Here is a 16,293-nt window from a genome sequence, read left to right as displayed (position 1 = left end):
CGCATGGCAGAGTCCCGCACCGGATTCGCGGACTACCAGTTCGAGATCTACCTGAGGGGGCTTCAGGACCAGGTCCCGCCGTTCACCACGGACCTGTCGGCCCTGGAGGAGGTGGCCCGCGACCGGATGGGCCCCCAGCCCTACGGGTACGTCGCCGGCGCGGCCGGCACCGGGGCCACCGCCCGCGCCAACCGCGCCGCGTTCGACGGCCACCGCCTCGTCCCGCGCATGCTCCGCGACGCCACCGAACGCGACCTGCGCACCACCGTGCTCGGCAGCGAACTGGCCGCCCCGGTACTGCTGGCCCCCATCGGGGTGCAGACCGTCGTGCACCCGGACGGCGAGTTGGCCACCGCCCGGGCGGCGCAGGCCACGGGCGTCCCGATGGTGTTGAGCACCGCCTCCTCGCACACCATCGAGGAGGCCGCCCGGGCCAACGGAGACGGCCAGCGCTGGTTCCAGCTGTACTGGCCGCACGACGACGAGGTGACCGCCAGCATCCTGGCGCGGGCCCGCGCCGCGGGCTACACCACCCTCGTCGTCACGCTGGACACCTGGCAGTTGGCGTGGCGCCCGCGCGACCTGGACCAGGCGTACCTGCCGTTCATCCGCGGCAACGGCGTGGCCATCCCGTTGTCCGACCCGGTCTTCCGCTCCCGGCTCGACCGCCCGGCCGAGGAGGACCCGCAGGCGGCGGCCCTGCAATGGCTGCCGATCTTCAGCGGCAAGGCGCACACCTGGGACGAACTGGGCTTCCTCCGCGAGCACTGGGACGGCCCGATCGTCCTCAAGGGCATCGTGCACCCGCAGGACGCCCGCCGGGCCGTGGCTGCGGGCATGGACGGCGTGCTGGTCTCCAACCACGGCGGCCGCCAGGTCGACGGCGCGGTCGCCGCCCTCGACGCGCTCGTCGACGTGGTGGCCGAGGTCGGCGACGAGACGGAGGTGCTCTTCGACTCCGGCGTCCGCAGCGGCGCGGACGTCGTCAAGGCACTGGCGCTCGGCGCCCGGGCGGTCCTGCTCGGCCGCCCCTACGTCTACGGGCTGGCCCTCGGCGGGGCCGACGGCGTCCAGCACGTCGTGCGCAGCCTGCTCGCCGACCTCGACCTGACGATGGGCCTCGTCGGCTGCACCCGGGTGGCGGAGATCGGCCCGGACCTGCTGCACCGGCCCGCCCCGGCGACCGGGGGGAGCCGACGGTGAAGCGCCACTTAACCCGCTCCCGCCGGCCGGCGGCGACCGCCACCGCCGCCCTCGCGCTGGCCCTGACCCCGCTGCTCCTCGCCGGCCCCGCCGCCCCGGCCGACGCCGCCCGCTCCGCGAGCCGCACCACCACCGGCGCGCCCGCCGCCACCACGACCGGCCAGTGGCCCCCGTCCACCGGCCGGGGCCCGTGCCCGGTCCGCAAGACCGCCGACGTCGGCGCCACCATGCGGGACGGCACCGTCCTGCGTGCGGACGTCTACCGGCCGGTCACCGGCGACAAGGTCCCGGTCATCCTGATGCGGACCCAGTACGGCAAGGCCGAAGCCGAGGTGCAGCCGTCGAGTTACCAGTCGCCGGAGTGGTTCGCCTCGCACTGCTACCTCGTGGTGATCCAGGACGTCCGCGGCCAGTACGCCTCGGACGGCGACTTCTACGAGTTCGCCAACGAGGGCCACGACGGCTACGACAGCGTGGAGTGGGCCGCCCGGCTGCCCGGCTCCAACGGGCGGGTGGGCATGTACGGCTCCTCCTACGTCGGAGCCACCCAGTGGCTCGCCGCCCAGGAGCGCCCGCCGCACCTGAAGACCATCGTGCCGGCCCTGACCTCCGACGACTACTACGAGGGCTGGAACTACGAGGGCGGCGCGTTCCGGCTGAACTTCGTCATCCCGTGGGCCATGCGCAAGATCGTCCCGTCGGCCGCCGCCAACCGGGGCGACCGGGCCACCTACGACCAGGTCAACCGGGACTACCAGGACGTGAGCAAGTGGCTGGCCACCGCCCCGTACGACGCCTTCCGGCCCTTCCACCCCGGTGACCCGAAGGTCGCCCCGTACTTCTTCGACTGGATCAAGCACCCCACGTACGACGACTACTGGCGCCGGTGGGCCCCCAAGGAGCACTACGGCAAGGTCGACATCCCCGTCCTGAACTACGCGGGCTGGTACGACGCCTTCCTGGACGGCTCGGTGAAGAACTACCAGGGGATGGTGGCGCGGGCCGGCTCGCCCGGGGCCCGGGACAACCAGCGGCTGGTCATCGGCCCCTGGGACCACACCGGCTGGGGCCGCCCCACCAGCGCCCCCGCACCCCTGCTCAAGGCGATCGGGCCGGCCGGGAACAGCCCGATCGACGAGATGATGCTCGCCTGGTGGGACCACCACCTCAAGGGCAAGGACAACGGCGTCGGACAGCGCGGCGTCGACTACTTCGTGATGGGCGCCAACCGGTGGCGCACGTCCCCCACCTGGCCGCTGCCGCAGACCCGGTGGCAGGACTACTACCTGGGCAGCACCGGCCACGCGGCCGGCAACACCCAGGACGGCACGCTCTCCACCGCGCCACCGAACTCCGACGCGCCGGCCGACCACTACACCTACGACCCGCGCAACCCGGTGCCGAGCGTCGGCGGCCACTCCTGCTGCACCGCGGCGATCAGCACCCAGGGCCCGTACGACCAACAGCAGATCGAGCAGCGCCCGGACGTCGCCGTCTACACGGGCGCGCCGTTGACGCGGGACACCGAGGTCACCGGACCGATCACCGTCACGCTGTACGCCGCGACGTCGGCCCCGGACACCGACTGGACCGCCAAACTCGTCGACGTGCACCCCGACGGCACCGCCGTCAACCTCAACAGCGGCATCGTGCGCGCCAGTTACCGCGCCTCGACGAGCGACCCGCACCCCGTCGTCCCGGGCAAGGTGTACGCGTACACGATCAAGGTGTGGCCGACCAGCAACCTGTTCCGGAAGGGCCACCGCATCCGGCTCGACATCTCCTCCAGCGACTACCCGCAGTTCGACCCGAACCCCAACACCGGCAGTTGGTTGGGCCGGTCCACGGCCCGCCGGACCGCGCACCAGACGGTGCTGCACGACGCGGCGCACCCGTCCAAGGTCACGCTGCCGGTGATCCCGGACGGCGGCGCGGCCGTGGGCAGCACCACGCCGCCGCAAAAGTAGAGTCGGCGCCGACCGCGCCGCCGCAGACGGAACCCACGACGACGACCGCACCGACGGAAAGGCAGGGCATGTACCACGTACGCCGGGCCCGCACGGCCGACCACTCCACGCTCGTGGAGTGCGTCCAGAAGTGGTGGGGCGATTCCCGCACCCCCGAACAGGCGCGGGAGCTGTCGCTCCTGCTCCCGCGGCTGTTCCTCCAGCACTTCGCCGGGACCAGTCTGATCCTGGAGGACGAGACCGGGATCCGGGCGTTCCTGGTCGGCTTCCACTCCGCCGACGACGGGCACCGGGCGTACGTCCACTTCGTCGGCGTGGACCCGCAGTTGCGCCAGCGGGGCATCGCCCGCCGGCTCTACACCCGCTTCTTCGAGCGGGCCGCCGCGGCCGGCCGCACCGAGGTGTCCGCCATCACCTCACCGCACAACACCGGCTCCATCGCCTTCCACAAGGCCATGGGGTTCGAGCTGGACCCTGGTGACCACGAGGTCGACGGTGTGCCCGTGCACCGCGACTACGACGGGCCCGAGCAGCACCGGGTGGTCTTCCGCAAGAAGCTCGGCGCACCGACCGCGGCGGTCCTGGAGCCGTTCACGACCCGTGCGGCGAAGCCGGAGGACTTCGACGCCCTCGTCGGTGTGGTCGACGACTGGTGGGGCCGCCCCGCCTCCCGCGACCTGACGCGGGTCTTCGTCAGCCACTTCTTCGAGACCAGCCTGATCGCCGAGCGGGACGGCGAACTGGCCGGATTCGTCATCGGATTCCTCTCCCCGTCCAAGCCCGAGGAGGCGTACATCCACTTCACCGGCGTCGCCCCCGCATGGCGCCGCACCGGCCTCGGCCGTCACCTCTACGAACGCTTCTTCGAGCGGGCGCGTGCCGACGGCCGCACCCTCGTCAAGGCGATCACGTCGCCCCAGAACGCCCGCTCCATCGCCTTCCACAACGCGATGGGCTTCACCAACTCCGCCCCGATCGCGGACTACGACGGCCCCCAACTGGACCGGGTCACCTTCACCCGTCCGCTCTGAACGAGCGTTCCGGGCCCGCCGGGCCCCGCCGAGCAGCACCTGTAACGTGCCGCTCCGCGGGGCCCGGCGGCGCGTTCCGGACGGGAGTGCAGTGGCAGTCCCCTCCCGCCGACATGGGATCACACATACGACCCATAGCCGGAACGAGTGGAATAACGGATACTTTCCACTCTCTCCCGAATGTCCCGATCTCTCCCAGGGGATCCCTTCCCTGGAAGAGCGTTGGGAGATCCGCATGCGTGACACCGCCAGCACCGGCCGCTCAGCGGCGACCGGCGGCCGCCGCATGCTCCTCCTCCTGGCGCTGCTGGCCCTGCTGTTCACCGCCCTGACCGCCGGCTACGCCGACGCCACGGCGTCCGGAACCGGCGCCTGTCCCACGCGGATCAGCGCCCCGGCTCCCGAGGACGCCGCGGAGCGGACCTGCGACACCACGGGCCACGTCCTGGCGCCGTCGCGGGGCGACGCGCACCACCCGCCGGGCAACGGCTTCCGGCGGTTGTGCCACGCCACCGCCTGCCACCTGCGCCCGCACGTCCCGACCGGAGCGAACGGCAAGGCCCTGCGGGAATCGCCGGCCGCGGAGTGTCTGGACGCGCCGGGCCAGGCCGGCCCTTGGGCCGTGCTCCCGGCCGCCGCCACCGGCCTGCCCACGCGGATGACCGTGCTGCGCTGCTGAGCGGACCTGGTCGCGCACCCCACCCCGTCCTCCCCGCAATGCGGCGGACGGGGCACGCGCGGCCCGTCGCACCAGCATCCACGCCATCCGCACCGCAGGAGTTCCGCCATGCCCGTCGACGTCTTCGCCGCCCTCAGCGCGCTCGTGCGCGCCGAGGCCCGCCGCAACGCACCCCGACCCCAGCCCCACCCGCCGACGCCGTCCGCACCGGCCGACGAGCCGGAGCCGCCGGGCCCGGCGGCCCCCGTCCCCCCGCAACACACCACCCCGCCCGCCCGGCCGCACCCCGAGCCCAGCGCCCCCACCCCGCTCCGCGCGGCCTCGTCCTCCGCACCCGAAGCCGACCTGTCCGCGGCCGGGCCACCGCGCCGCGGGCTGCTGCGCAAGCTGTTGGCCCTCGTCGCCGCGTGGGTCCGCCGTCGCCGGAACGGTTCCGCCGAGCGTCGCCCGGCGCCCGAATCCTGACGGACCGGCGCGCCCGCCCCACGGGCGCGCACCGCACCGGATGACGGCCGGCGCGGCAGGACGGACGACCGGTGTCCCGGTCGCCGAACCGCCGCGCCCCCGGCCCGCCCCCGTCACCGTGAGACGGTGCGGACATAGCCGAGTGGAGTGAATCCCCTGCGATCAGGGGGAGTTGTCCGATCCGCTCGCTGCTCCGTCCCGGCCGGACCTCCCCGTGGGGCGTGCCGTGACCGGGGGCGTTCCGTCGCTCCGTCGTTCGATAGCCTTCCGGGCATGACCAACAAGGGGGAGGGGTTCGACCTCGACGGCAGCGGCGCGGAGCCGCTGGGCGAGGCGGACCCGCAACGGATCGGCACCATCCGACTGGTCGGCAAGCTCGGCTCCGGCGGGATGGGCCGGGTGTACCTGGGGTTGCTGGACGGGCGCTACGCGGCCGTCAAGCAGGTCCTGCCGCTGCTCGCCGAAGACGAGGCGTTCCTGCGGCACTTCGGGCACGAGTTGGACAACCTCTCGCGGCTGCCGGCGGAGGCGACGGCGCCCCTGCTCGCGAGTGACCGCGACGCCCGACCGCCGTGGTTCGCCACCGCGTACGTCCCGGGGCTGACCCTGAACGAGGCGGTCGAGCGGCACGGGGGCCGGTTGCCCGCCGACGCCCTGTGGCGACTGCTGCGTGCGGCGGCCGCCGGCCTGAAGAGCGTCCAGACCCACGAGATGGTGCACCGGGACCTCAAGCCGTCGAACGTCATGCTGACCCTCGACGGGGTCACGCTCATCGACTTCGGGGTCGCCCGGGCCGTCGACCAGAGCCGGTTGACGCAGACCGGCATGATCGTGGGCACGCCCGCCTACATGTCACCCGAACAAGCCTCGGGCAAGCGGAGGTTGACCGGTGCGACGGATGTGTTCGCGCTCGGGTCGCTGCTCGCGTTCGCGGCCAGCGGCAACCCGCCCTTCGGGGACGGGGCCGGTCTGGGCACGCTGTACCGCATCGTGCACGACGAGCCGGACCTCGATCCGGTGCGGGACCTGGACCCGGAACTGGCCCGCGTCGTCGCCTCCTGCCTGGACAAGGATCCCGAGGGACGCCCCACGGCGGCCGAGCTCCACCAACTGGCCGAGGAACGGCAGGTGTCCGGGGCCGCCTGGCCGTCGTCGGTCGCGGAACGACTGGCCGAACGTGCCGCCTTCGCGGCCGCGGTGCCCCGGATCGAGGACGCCGCGACCCCGGCCGAGGACACCCGGACCACCGTCCTCGCGGCACCTGACAGGCCCGCGGGGACCGTGCCCGCCGCGCCGCCGGAGCCGGTGGTGCAGGGCCCGCACACCCCGCCGGCGGCGTCCGCCCCGCCCCGACACGTCCGCGAGCGGCGCCGCAAACGCCTCCTGCTCGCCGTCGTTCCGGTCATCGTCGTGGGCGGCGGGACCACCCTCGCCCTGCAACTCCTGCCGAACGCGTTGACGCTGCACGACGACGGCCGGCCGGCGCCGTCCCCGTCGGTCTCCGCCCAGCTCCACCCGACGGGCCCCTCCTCAGGGGCCGGCCGAGCCGGCAGCCCTTCGGGTCGGCCCACGCCGGGGCGGTCTCCGCAACCCGGCGGATCGGACGGGACCACCGGGGCCGCCGGACCGGGAGGCGACCAGGGCGCCTCGTCCGGCGCCCGGCAGGACCCGGGTGGCGGCGGTGGTGCGACGGGCGGTGCCGGGGAATCGACCGGTGCCGGCGGCACGACGATCGGGCAGCCGTCGCAGGCCCCCACGCCGGGCGGGTACCAGCGGCTCAAGAACGGCGGCAACGGCCGGTGCCTGATCGAGACGGTCTACGGCAACACCCCGGCCATCGGCGACTGCACGGGCGACCCGTCCGCCTCATGGACGTACCACCGGGCATCGGGCGGCACGTTCACCGTGGTCAACCGGCGCACCGGCGACTGCCTGACGGCGGGGATGCCCGGCAACAACGCCCTGTCGGTGACCTGCGGCGGAGCCGGCCAGGTGTGGCGCACCGGCGCCGGAGGGTCGCTGTACAGCGTGTCCAACAGCCAGTGCCTCGACATCGCCTTCGGCGGCGGCGTGGCAACAGCGGCCTGCGAGCCCGGGAAGACGTCGCAGCGTTGGGGCGCTGCGTAGGGCGGTCGTCGGGCTCGGCCTCCGACGGGCCGCCGGGTGGCGTCACGCGCTGGGGCGCCGGACCGCGACGGCCCCTTGGCCCCTGCTCGCGCGCACGAAGAATCCGCTGGACAGGGGCCCGGGACTGACCGAGAGTCCGCCGCATGGCATCTCTCGTGCGACACCTCACCATCGACTGCTCCGACCCCTACCGCCTGGGACGGTTCTGGGCCGCGGTCCTCGACGGCTCGCTGGCCGACGACGACTTTCCGGGAGACCCCGAGGGCAACGAGTTCTGCGTCGAACGCAGCGCCGCCGAACGGGCCTGACGCGGCGACGCCCGTCGTGCGACCGACGCCGTCGGCCGGGCCGCCGGCCGCGCCGTTCGGATTCCGTTAGGGAACGGGCGCCGGCCTGCACACCGGGCGGCGCCGACCGCCACCGTGGAGCGGACCGCATCGGACGAACGCACGAGGAGACCCGTGGTGGAGAGCCGTCGTGGGACCGGGCCGGGGGTGGCGTGGTGAGCGCGGAGCGGATCGTGGGGGTGTTGGTGGCAGTGGCACTGGTGGGGTTGTTGGTGGTCGGCGTCAAGTTCCCGGACCGGTTCTGAGGTTCTCCCCGTTCGAGCGGTTCAGTCCTCGCCGAGTCCGGCCTCTTCGAGGTCCAGGCTCCGTTGCAGCCGACGCCGGGTGGTGTCGCTGATCTGGTGGTCCGCGTACAACCGCTGGAGCTGCGCGGATTCCGCGGCTATCACCGTGCGGCGCAGCGCCCGATAGGTGCTGGCCGAGGCCCAGGAGGACGGCGCGGCCCCGTCGTCCTGGCCGGCGTCGGCCTGGTCCAGGCGGGCCAGCAGCCCGCGGCGCAACTGGTCGACGAGCACGGCGGGTGCCGCCTCGGCCGCGTCGAGGCCGTCCAGGCACTCCAGTCCGGCCTTGGCGAGGCCGGCGCGGGCCCGGGCCTCTTCCCGGGCGGTGTGTTCCGGCTCCAGCGCGATCCCGGACCGGCGCACCACCGGCGCGAGGGTGAAGCCCTGCAGCACGAGGGTGAACACGACCACGCCGGTGGTCAGGACGAGCACCAGCGGGCGGTGCGGCAGCGGGCTGCCGTCATCGGCGGCCAACGGGATGGACAGCGCCGCCGCCAGGGGCATCACACCGCGGGTGCCGGCCCAGGAGACCACCGCGGGAATGCGCCAGGTGACGGTGCCGTCGCCGCGACGGCGCTGCATGACGGCGGAGAGCGGCAGCACCCCCAGTATCCGCACGGCGATCACGGTGCCGGCCACCGCGAGCACGCCCAACGGCCAACCGCGGTCTTCGGCACTCAACTGCCGTACCAGCGCTGGGAGTTCCAGACCGATCAGGGCGAACACCACACTCTCCAGAAGGAAGACCACCGTGCCGTATACGGCGTGCACCTGGAGGCGGACGGCGGCAGTGGTCAGTTTGTGTCCGGTGCTGCCGAGGACCACCCCGGCGACCACGACCGCGGTGACGCCGGAGGCATGGACGTCCTCGGCGAGGACGTACGCGGCGTACGGCGTGACGAGGGCCACCACCGTCTCCAGCACCGGGTCCGCGGTCCGGCGCCGGATCAGCGCCACCACGGTGGCCACGGCGCCGCCGACCAGTGCCCCGCCGCCGCCCAGGACCAGGAACTGGCCGCCGGCAGCGCTCCAGGAGACGGCGTGCGCCGCCACGGCGGTGCCCACCGCCACCTTGAACAGCACCAGGCTGGTGGCGTCGTTGAACAGGCTCTCGGACTGGACCAGTGCCTGTATCCGCGGCGGCAGTGCGATCTTGCGTCCGAGCGCCGTGACGGCGACCGGATCGGTGCTGGCCAGCACCGCGCCGAGGACGAACGCCATGGTGGGGGAGAGCGGTGTGACCACGGCGGCCACCACCCCCACGGCCGCTGCGGTGACCAGCACCAGACCGAAGGCGAGCACCGTCACCGGCCGCCACACCCGCCGCAGTTCGCGCCACGGCACCTCCTCGGCGGACGCGTGGAGCAGCGGCGGCAGCACCACCACGCTGATCACTTCCGGCGGGACCTGAACGCCCCGGAGCCAGGGCAGCAGCCCGACGAGGAGCCCGCCGACGACCAGCAACGAGGGGGCGGGGATCCGCCAGTGGCGGGCGCCGGTGGCCACCAGCGTGGCGAACGCGACGAGGAGGAGGATGGCAGTCAGGTCGGTCACGCGGTCGTCCCTCGTTGGCTCCGGCTGTCCTTGCACCGTCGCCGACCAGACTTCCCGGCACTCCGCGAGGCAACTTACCCGGTCGGGTCGGGTCCTGCCACCGCCCGTACGCACCCCGTTGACGATTCCGCCGGCGGGGCGGCCGCGCGCACCGGCCGCGCGGGCGCCCCTCACCCCCGAGTGGCAGCGACCGCGACCAACGTCATCGACAGCAGCAGGACGACCGCCCCGCCGGCGATGAAGGCGCGTTCCAGCCCCAGGCCCTCCCGGCCCTGCACGACGACGGAGCGCGGGTCTTCGGGGTCGTAGCGCACGAGCACCCGGTCACCGTCGTCGAGCCGGTGGCGGGCGGTCGGCGGCACGGGGCAGACGACCTCCACGACCCGGTCGTCCTCGGTCACGAACTGGAGCAGCGGGCGCGGCCGGGGCGGCTCGACGGCACCCCGGCCCGGGGGCCGTTTGACCAGCGCCGCCACGCACGCCCCGGTCCGCTGCACCCGTCGCACCTGCCGCAGCCCGTGGACGCCGGCGAGCATCCCCAACAGACCGCCGAACGCGGCGATTCCCGCCAGCACGGCCACGGCGCCCGTACCCATCGACCCGCCTCCTGTGGTCGGCCTTCCGTCTGGTGTTCCGTCGTGCGCCCGGCCGGCGCGCCCGCCGGCCGGGCTAGTCGGCCTCGACCGCTTCCATCGCGTCCCCCGCCGTCGCGGCGCGCAGCGAGAGGACCATGGTCAGTCCGCCGCCCGGAGTGTCTTCGGGGCTCAGGGTGCCGCCCATCGCCTCGGCCAGGCCGCGGGAGAGCGCCAGGCCCAGTCCCAGGCCGCTGGTGTTGTCGCGGTCGCCCAGCCGTTGGAAGGGCACGAAGATCCGGTCGCGGTCCTCCGGGCGCAGTCCGGGTCCCCGGTCGATGACCCGCAGCTCCACCCGCGGGCCCATCGCACTGGCGGTGATCAGCACCGACTCCGCCGCACCGGAGTGGCGCACCGCGTTGGTCACGAGGTTGGCGATGACCCGTTCCAGCAGCGGCGGATCGGCGAGGACGTCGCAGACCTCCGCCAGGCCGCGGGAGGCGATCCGCACCGGCGCGGCGGCCAGGGTGGCCAGGGACAGCGGCAGTACGTCGGCGAAGGCGGTGGGCTGGAGGTGCAGGGAGAGGGCGCCGGCCCGGAGCCGGCTCATGTCGAGCAGGTTGTCCACCAGGCGGTTGAGTTCGATGAGAGAGTCCTCGGCGGTGGCCAGCAGTTCGCTGCGCTCCGCGGCGGTGAAGTCCACGTCGGTGCTGCGCAGCGAGCTGATCGCGGCCCGGCCGCTGGCCAGCGGAGTGCGCAGGTCGTGGCTGACCGCGGCCAGCAGCGCGGTGCGCAGGCGGTCCGCCGCCTTGACGGGTTCGACCTCGGCGGCGGCCTCCATCAGGCGTGCGTGGTCGAGGGCGGCGGCGAGGTGGGCGGCGAAGGCGGTCAGCACGCGGTGTTCGGAGGCCGGCAGGCGGCGGCCGCGCAGGACGAGGAGGCGGTCCGGTCCCGCGGGCACCTTCACCAGCCCTTCGGCCTCCTCTTCGGCCTCGGTTCCGGGCTCCTGTTCGGCGCGCGGCACGAGTTCGGCCGACGCCATGCCGAACGTCTCCCGGGTGCGTTCCAGCAGTACCGAGACCCCCTGGTCGCCGCGGAGGATGGTGCCGGCCATGGAGGACAGCGTCTCGGCCTCCGCGGTGGCGCTGGCGGCGCGCCGGGACAGCCGCAGGGAGCGGTCCACCAGGGCCGCCACGGTGACGGCCACCAGCGCGAAGACCGCGAGCGCCAGCGCGTTGTTGGCCTCGGTGATGGTGAATTCGCGGCTGGGCGGGATGAAGTAGTAGTTGAGCAGCAGGGAGGCGGTGAGGGAGGCGAGCAGCGCGGAGACCACACCGCCCAGACAGGCCACGCCGACGACCGTGGCCAGGAAGAGCAGGGCCTCGCTGGTCAGGTTGAGCGGGCCCCGGATGTGGGTGAGGACGGCGGTCAGCAGGAAGGGCAGGACCAGGCCGGCGACCGGGCCGGCGATGCGGCGGGCGTGCGGGAGCTGGCGGCCGGGGATCGACAGGCGCTGGCCGCGGCCGGCCCGCTCGTGGGTGACCATGTGGACGTCGATGTCGCCGGACAGTTCGACGGTGTCCTCTCCGATGCCGCGCGGCGCCACCAGCCGGGAGAACCAGCTGCGGCGGCTGGTGCCCAGTACGAGTTGGGTGGCGTTCTCGGCGCGTGCGAAGTCCAGCAGCGCGGTGGGCACGTGGTCGCCGACCACCGAGTGGTAGCTGCCGCCCAGGCTCTCGACCAGGGCGCGTTGTCTGGCGAGTGCGGCGGGGGAGGCGTAGGCCAGGCCGTCGCTGCGGGCGACGTGCACGGCGAGCAGGTCGCCGCCGGACGAGCGGTCCGCGATCCGCTCCGCGCGGCGGATCAGGGTCTCGCCCTCGGGGCCGCCGGTCAGCGCCACCACGACGCGTTCGCGGGTCTCCCAGACGGTGCCGATGCCGTGCTCGGAACGGTACTTCTGGAGGGTCTCGTCGACCCGGCCCGCGACCCACAGCAGGGCGAGTTCCCTCAGGGCCGTCAGGTTGCCGATGCGGAAGTAGTGCGCGAGCGCGGCGTCCACCTTCTCCGGTTGGTAGATGTTGCCGTGCGCCATCCGCCGGCGGAGCGCCTCGGCGGGCATGTCCACCAGCTCGATCTGATCGGCGCGGCGGACCACCTCGTCGGGCACCGTCTCCCGCTGCGGGACGCCGGTGATCTTCTCGACCACGTCGTTGAGCGATTCCAGGTGCTGCACGTTGACGGTGGTGACCACGTCGATGCCGGCGGCCAGCAGTTCGTCGATGTCCTGCCAGCGCTTGGCGTTGCGGCCGCCGGGCACGTTGGTGTGCGGCAGTTCGTCGACGAGGGCGACCGCGGGGCCGCGGGCGAGGACGGCGTCCAGGTCCAGTTCGCTGAAGGTGGTGCCGCGGTACGCACGGTGCAGTCTGGGCACCACCTCCAGCCCGTCGAGCATCTCCTCGGTGTGCTGCCGGCCGTGGCACTCGGCGTAGGCGACCACCACGTCGGTGCCGCGCCGGAGACGGCGGCGCCCCTCGTCCAACATCCGGTACGTCTTGCCGACCCCGGGGGCGGCGCCGAGGAAGACCTTGAGCTTCCCCTGTCGTTCGCCCGCTGCCTCGGCCGTTACTCTCGGCGCCACTGAAGGCCCCTCCCTCACCCTGCCTGCACGGCCCCACGACGCCTGGTTCGGCGAGGGGGACCTCGGGCGGCCCAGCGGACATGGGTTGTCCGACATGGTCACACCGTGCCGGACGGAGCACGGTGGAACGCGGCGATGTTGACGTTTTCCTGATTCGGCCGCGTGGGCGAGCCGGTTGGGCAGGCTCCGGGTGACGGACCGTCAACGCCGGTTGCGGCGCGCCACGTCGAGCAGCAGGACGGCGCCGAAGCCGGCCATCAGCAGCAGACCGAGCAGGACGGCCAGCCATCCGTCGAGCACGGCGCCGGCGCACAGCGCCACGGCACCGACGAGGAGCACCGCCACCACGGACGCGGCGATCTTCCAGTCGTCACCGATGAGGAAGGCGTACCAGAAGCGGGCGAAGCCCTTGACGAGCCGCAGGACGGTCACGGTGCCTCCTCGATGCCGTTCGGCCCGGTGCGGTCGGGGCGGCGGGCGAGGGCGGGCGCGATCCGGATCAGCAGCCGGGTGACGGCGAACCAGGCCGCGATCAGGACGGGGATCGCCCAGTCCCGGCCGAACCACGCGAGGCTCGTCCCGCCGGCCGTGAAGACGCCGAGCCCCGCCACCGCCCAGTAGGTGCCGAAGCTCGCCAGTAGCAGCCCGACGCCGTACTTGAGGGTGTTCTCCGGCACCCGGGAGAGCGGGCGGTGGGCGAAGAACCCGGCGACCGCCACGCAGACCGCGGCGGCGGCAGCGGTGCCGGCCGCCACCGGCACGTCGTGGGCGCTGGTCCCGAAGGTGATCACGATGAAGACGATCTCCACGCCCTCCAGGAAGACGCCCTTGAGCGAGACCGTGAACGCGAACCAGTCCAGCCCGAGGCGGGTGGCCGGCCCGGCGCCGCGGGCCGCGGAGGTCTGCTCGGCGAAGGCGGCCTCCTCGTCGTGCCGCGGCTTGAGCCCGGCGCCGCGCAGGACCGCCTTGCGCAGCCACTGCAGGCCGAAGACCAGCAGCAGGGTGCCGACGGTCAGTTGCAGGGCGGCCTTGGGCAGCCAGGTGGCGAGTGCGTAGCCCGCCGCCGCGGTGAAGGCCGCGAGCGCCAATGCGGCCGCGGCGGTACCGGCCCAGGCGGACCGCCAGCCCCGGGTCATACCCATCGCCATGACGATGGTCAGCGCCTCCACCGCCTCGACCACCGAGGCCAGGAAGACCGCCACCACCAGTCCGTACGTCGCGCCCATCCAGACACCTCCTCCCACGGGACGTGCCCGCCCAGAATGCCGGAATGCGGCCGGGCCGCGCAGCGGTCCGCGCCGCCCAGCGTGGCGCGGCGGCCGAAGTGCACCGCGCCGCCCGTCACGGGGCCCGTCAAGGCCGCGTCAAAGCCGGACCGCGACCGGTCCGGAACCGGCGGCCGGCGCTTACACCTGAGGTGGAGGTGAGCTTCCGTGGTGCGCTACCTCCGCCGGGGTGTGGTTCGACTCCTTCCTGACCCGGCCCTACGAACGGTTCGCGATCATCAAGCCCGCCGACCTCGCCACCGTGGTTCTGCTCCTCGTGGTCGGCGTCGCGGTCTCCCAGCTGGCCGCCCGCACCCGGGAACTGACGGTGATCGCGATCACCGACGACGACTACCTGGCGCAGATCCACCACACCGCTCGGCTCGTGGAGAGCGCCGCCGGCCAGGACGCCGTCGTCGACCACGTGCGGCACCAGTTGGTGGGACTGCTGGGGCTGAGCGGCTGCCGGTTCGAGTACGGCACGCTCATCGGGCATCCACCGCGGCTCCTGGAGGACGGTTCGCTCACGTGGGGCCGCCGCCACTGGGACGCGGACCGGGACGGCCTGCCGGCGGAGGAGGTGGAGTTGTGGGTGAGCCGCGGGGGACGCTTCCACGGCCGGTTCATGCTGCGGGGCGCCCCGGGCAGCGTGCCGCCGCTGGCCGCGCGGCTGGTCGCGGTCACGTTGGCCAACCAGGTCGGGGCGGCCTTCGACGCCGTCACCCCCGCACGCTCCTGAGTCCGGCGCCCCCCGACCGGCCGCGTCGGCCAGCGCCTGGTTGAGCGACACGACGTTGACGTACGGCTGCCCCAGGAATCCCAGGTCGCGCCCGTGCAGGTGACGGGCGACCAGGCGCCGTACCAGAGCCGGGGAGAGCTGCCTGGCTCGGGCCACCCGCGGGACCTGCTGGTACGCGTACGCCGGGGAGATCGCCGGGTCCAGGCCGGAGCCGCTGCCCGTGACGGCGTCCGCGGGGACGGCCGCCGGGGGCACCCCGTCGAGGACGGAGACCGCGGCGCGGCGGGCCCGGACCCTCGCGGTCAGCACGGGGTTGGTCGGGCCGAGGCTGGTGGCGCCCGAGTTGCCGGCGTCGTAGCCGCCGGCGGAGGGCCGGGGCTGGAACCAGCGGGGGTCGGGCAGCGGGCCCCGCCGCCCCGTGCTGGGGGTGCGCTGGCGCAGCGAGAAGCCCTGGCCAAGCAGGCGCGAGCCCACCACCGTGCCGTGCGCCGTCAACAGCGACCCGTTGGCCCGGTCGGCCAGCCCGGCCTGTGCGATGCCGGTGACGAGGAGGGGTAGCCGATGCCGGTGAGCAGGGTGAACACCAGCAGCATCCGCAGCGCCAGCCGGGTCAGGTCCGCCCAGAAGTTCCCCACCTGCTGCGTCCGTTGCCAGGTGAAGCCGCGGAGCAACGCCGCCACCACGGCGATGCCCACCGCCGAGGAGACGAGGTTCTGCACGGCCAGCTCCGCCATCTGCACGAGGTGCCCCATCGCCGACTCGCCCGCGTACGCCTGCCAGTTGGTGTTGGTGACGAACGACGCCGCGGTGTTGAACGCCAGCTCCGCCGGCACCGGCTCGTGCCCCAGCGAGAGCAGCAGGTGGTCCTGCAGCCGCAGGAACGCGTAGAGGAACAGCACCGAGACCAGGCCGAAGGCGAGCAGTCCGCGCAACCGGCCGCCGTGTCACCCATGCCGGCCGCTGCCTAGTAGTGCTTGGTCAGGTTGGTATCGGTTCTGGCATGTCGCGGTGGCAGGTGGGGCAGGCGCCGGTCCAGAGCGCGAGGAGTAACTGCAGTTCGCGTGCGACCTGGTAGAGGCTCAGGCCGGCGCCGTCTCTTTTGGGGATCGGGTGATGCGCTGGAGGGTGCAGAAGGCGTGCGCGACGGAGACGAGGGTGACGTGGTGGTGCCAGCCTCTGTAGGTGCGGCCTTCGAAGTGGGCCAGTCCCAGGGCCTGTTTCATCTCGCGGTAGTCGTGCTCGATGCGCCAGCGTAGTTTCGCGGTGCGCACGAGGGTGGCCAGCGCCGTGTCGGCGGGCAGGTTGGACAGCCAGAACTGGACGGGTTCGGGTTCGGTGGCGGGCCATTCGGCCAGCAGCCAGTGCACGGGCAGCTCCGGTCCGGCGGTGTTTTTGCGGATCTCGCGTCCGGCGGGCCGGATCCGC

14 protein-coding genes and 3 pseudogenes are annotated in these 16,293 nt (G+C 73.5%); 9 read left to right on the top strand and 8 right to left on the bottom strand.

Translation table 11 applies throughout. The annotated features are described in order from the left end of the window. Positions 1 to 3: 3 nt before the first annotated feature. The 8 genes and pseudogenes from ACLJT4_RS12615 (at position 4) to ACLJT4_RS12580 (ending at position 8,064) form a co-directional block, all read left to right on the top strand. The gene (locus tag ACLJT4_RS12615; protein WP_411122387.1) at positions 4 to 1,203 is read left to right on the top strand and encodes a lactate 2-monooxygenase; all 1,200 of its coding nucleotides are present in this window, start codon (positions 4 to 6) and stop codon (positions 1,201 to 1,203) included. After that, positions 1,200 to 3,170, top strand: coding sequence for a CocE/NonD family hydrolase (locus ACLJT4_RS12610; RefSeq protein ID WP_411122386.1), 1,971 nt, complete (start codon positions 1,200 to 1,202; stop codon positions 3,168 to 3,170). The genes ACLJT4_RS12615 and ACLJT4_RS12610 overlap by 4 nt, the downstream gene beginning before the upstream one ends. A gap of 68 nt (positions 3,171 to 3,238) precedes the next feature. After that, on the top strand, positions 3,239 to 4,201 hold the full coding sequence (locus ACLJT4_RS12605; RefSeq protein WP_411122385.1) for a GNAT family N-acetyltransferase: 963 nt from the start codon (positions 3,239 to 3,241) through the stop codon (positions 4,199 to 4,201). A 235-nt stretch (positions 4,202 to 4,436) separates the two neighbouring features. Continuing rightward, a complete protein-coding gene (locus tag ACLJT4_RS12600) occupies positions 4,437 to 4,880 on the top strand; it encodes a hypothetical protein (protein ID WP_411122384.1) in 444 nt (147 codons plus the stop codon). Between the two features lie 108 nt (positions 4,881 to 4,988). After that, positions 4,989 to 5,345 carry a hypothetical protein gene (locus tag ACLJT4_RS12595; RefSeq protein WP_411122383.1) on the top strand — a complete coding sequence of 119 codons (357 nt, stop codon included), beginning with the start codon at positions 4,989 to 4,991 and terminating at the stop codon, positions 5,343 to 5,345. A gap of 273 nt (positions 5,346 to 5,618) precedes the next feature. Further along, positions 5,619 to 7,472 carry a protein kinase domain-containing protein gene (locus tag ACLJT4_RS12590; RefSeq protein ID WP_411122382.1) on the top strand — a complete coding sequence of 618 codons (1,854 nt, stop codon included), beginning with the start codon at positions 5,619 to 5,621 and terminating at the stop codon, positions 7,470 to 7,472. A 143-nt stretch (positions 7,473 to 7,615) separates the two neighbouring features. Next, positions 7,616 to 7,735, top strand: a pseudogene (locus tag ACLJT4_RS12585) (VOC family protein); the annotation flags it as partial. A gap of 239 nt (positions 7,736 to 7,974) precedes the next feature. Beyond that, positions 7,975 to 8,064 carry a potassium-transporting ATPase subunit F gene (locus tag ACLJT4_RS12580; RefSeq protein ID WP_078948519.1) on the top strand — a complete coding sequence of 30 codons (90 nt, stop codon included), beginning with the start codon at positions 7,975 to 7,977 and terminating at the stop codon, positions 8,062 to 8,064. 21 nt (positions 8,065 to 8,085) lie between these two features. Here the strand turns inward: ACLJT4_RS12580 and ACLJT4_RS12575 are convergent, their stop codons facing one another. The 5 genes from ACLJT4_RS12575 to ACLJT4_RS12555 all read right to left on the bottom strand — a co-directional run bounded on the left by ACLJT4_RS12575 (position 8,086) and on the right by ACLJT4_RS12555 (position 14,090). After that, positions 8,086 to 9,654 (bottom strand): Na+/H+ antiporter, encoded by a 1,569-nt coding sequence (locus tag ACLJT4_RS12575; protein WP_411122381.1) that lies wholly within the window; start codon positions 9,652 to 9,654, stop codon positions 8,086 to 8,088. A 170-nt stretch (positions 9,655 to 9,824) separates the two neighbouring features. Continuing rightward, the gene (locus ACLJT4_RS12570; RefSeq protein ID WP_411122380.1) at positions 9,825 to 10,250 is read right to left on the bottom strand and encodes a DUF3592 domain-containing protein; all 426 of its coding nucleotides are present in this window, start codon (positions 10,248 to 10,250) and stop codon (positions 9,825 to 9,827) included. 73 nt (positions 10,251 to 10,323) lie between these two features. Continuing rightward, positions 10,324 to 12,864: an ATP-binding protein gene (locus ACLJT4_RS12565; RefSeq protein ID WP_411122379.1), complete on the bottom strand. Its 2,541-nt coding sequence runs from the start codon at positions 12,862 to 12,864 to the stop codon at positions 10,324 to 10,326. A 201-nt stretch (positions 12,865 to 13,065) separates the two neighbouring features. After that, complete coding sequence (locus tag ACLJT4_RS12560) at positions 13,066 to 13,296, bottom strand: hypothetical protein (RefSeq protein WP_411122378.1); 231 nt, start codon at positions 13,294 to 13,296, stop codon at positions 13,066 to 13,068. After that, positions 13,293 to 14,090: a hypothetical protein gene (locus ACLJT4_RS12555; RefSeq protein ID WP_411122377.1), complete on the bottom strand. Its 798-nt coding sequence runs from the start codon at positions 14,088 to 14,090 to the stop codon at positions 13,293 to 13,295. Before ACLJT4_RS12555 ends, ACLJT4_RS12560 begins: the two co-directional genes overlap by 4 nt. A 226-nt stretch (positions 14,091 to 14,316) precedes the next feature. Between ACLJT4_RS12555 and ACLJT4_RS12550 the strand changes: the two are divergent. Further along, positions 14,317 to 14,868, top strand: a pseudogene (locus ACLJT4_RS12550) (DUF4118 domain-containing protein); the annotation flags it as partial. 87 nt (positions 14,869 to 14,955) lie between these two features. Here the strand turns inward: ACLJT4_RS12550 and ACLJT4_RS12545 are convergent. The 3 genes and pseudogenes from ACLJT4_RS12545 to ACLJT4_RS12535 form a co-directional block, all read right to left on the bottom strand. After that, a pseudogene (locus ACLJT4_RS12545) lies at positions 14,956 to 15,363 on the bottom strand (potassium-transporting ATPase subunit C); the annotation flags it as partial. Beyond that, a complete protein-coding gene (locus ACLJT4_RS12540; protein WP_411122376.1) occupies positions 15,360 to 15,800 on the bottom strand; it encodes a potassium-transporting ATPase subunit KdpA in 441 nt (146 codons plus the stop codon). The pseudogene ACLJT4_RS12545 and the gene ACLJT4_RS12540, both read right to left, overlap by 4 nt. A 147-nt stretch (positions 15,801 to 15,947) precedes the next feature. Beyond that, a partial coding sequence (locus ACLJT4_RS12535; RefSeq protein WP_411122375.1) for a transposase occupies positions 15,948 to 16,293 on the bottom strand: 346 nt, incomplete at its 5' end.

Origin of the sequence: Streptomyces sp. x-19 (genome assembly GCF_046549115.1) — a bacterium.
Lineage (GTDB): Bacteria > Actinomycetota > Actinomycetes > Streptomycetales > Streptomycetaceae > Streptomyces > Streptomyces albulus_C.
The sequence above is the reverse complement of the archived record's forward strand: the minus strand, read 5'-3'. Positions and strand labels throughout refer to the sequence as shown.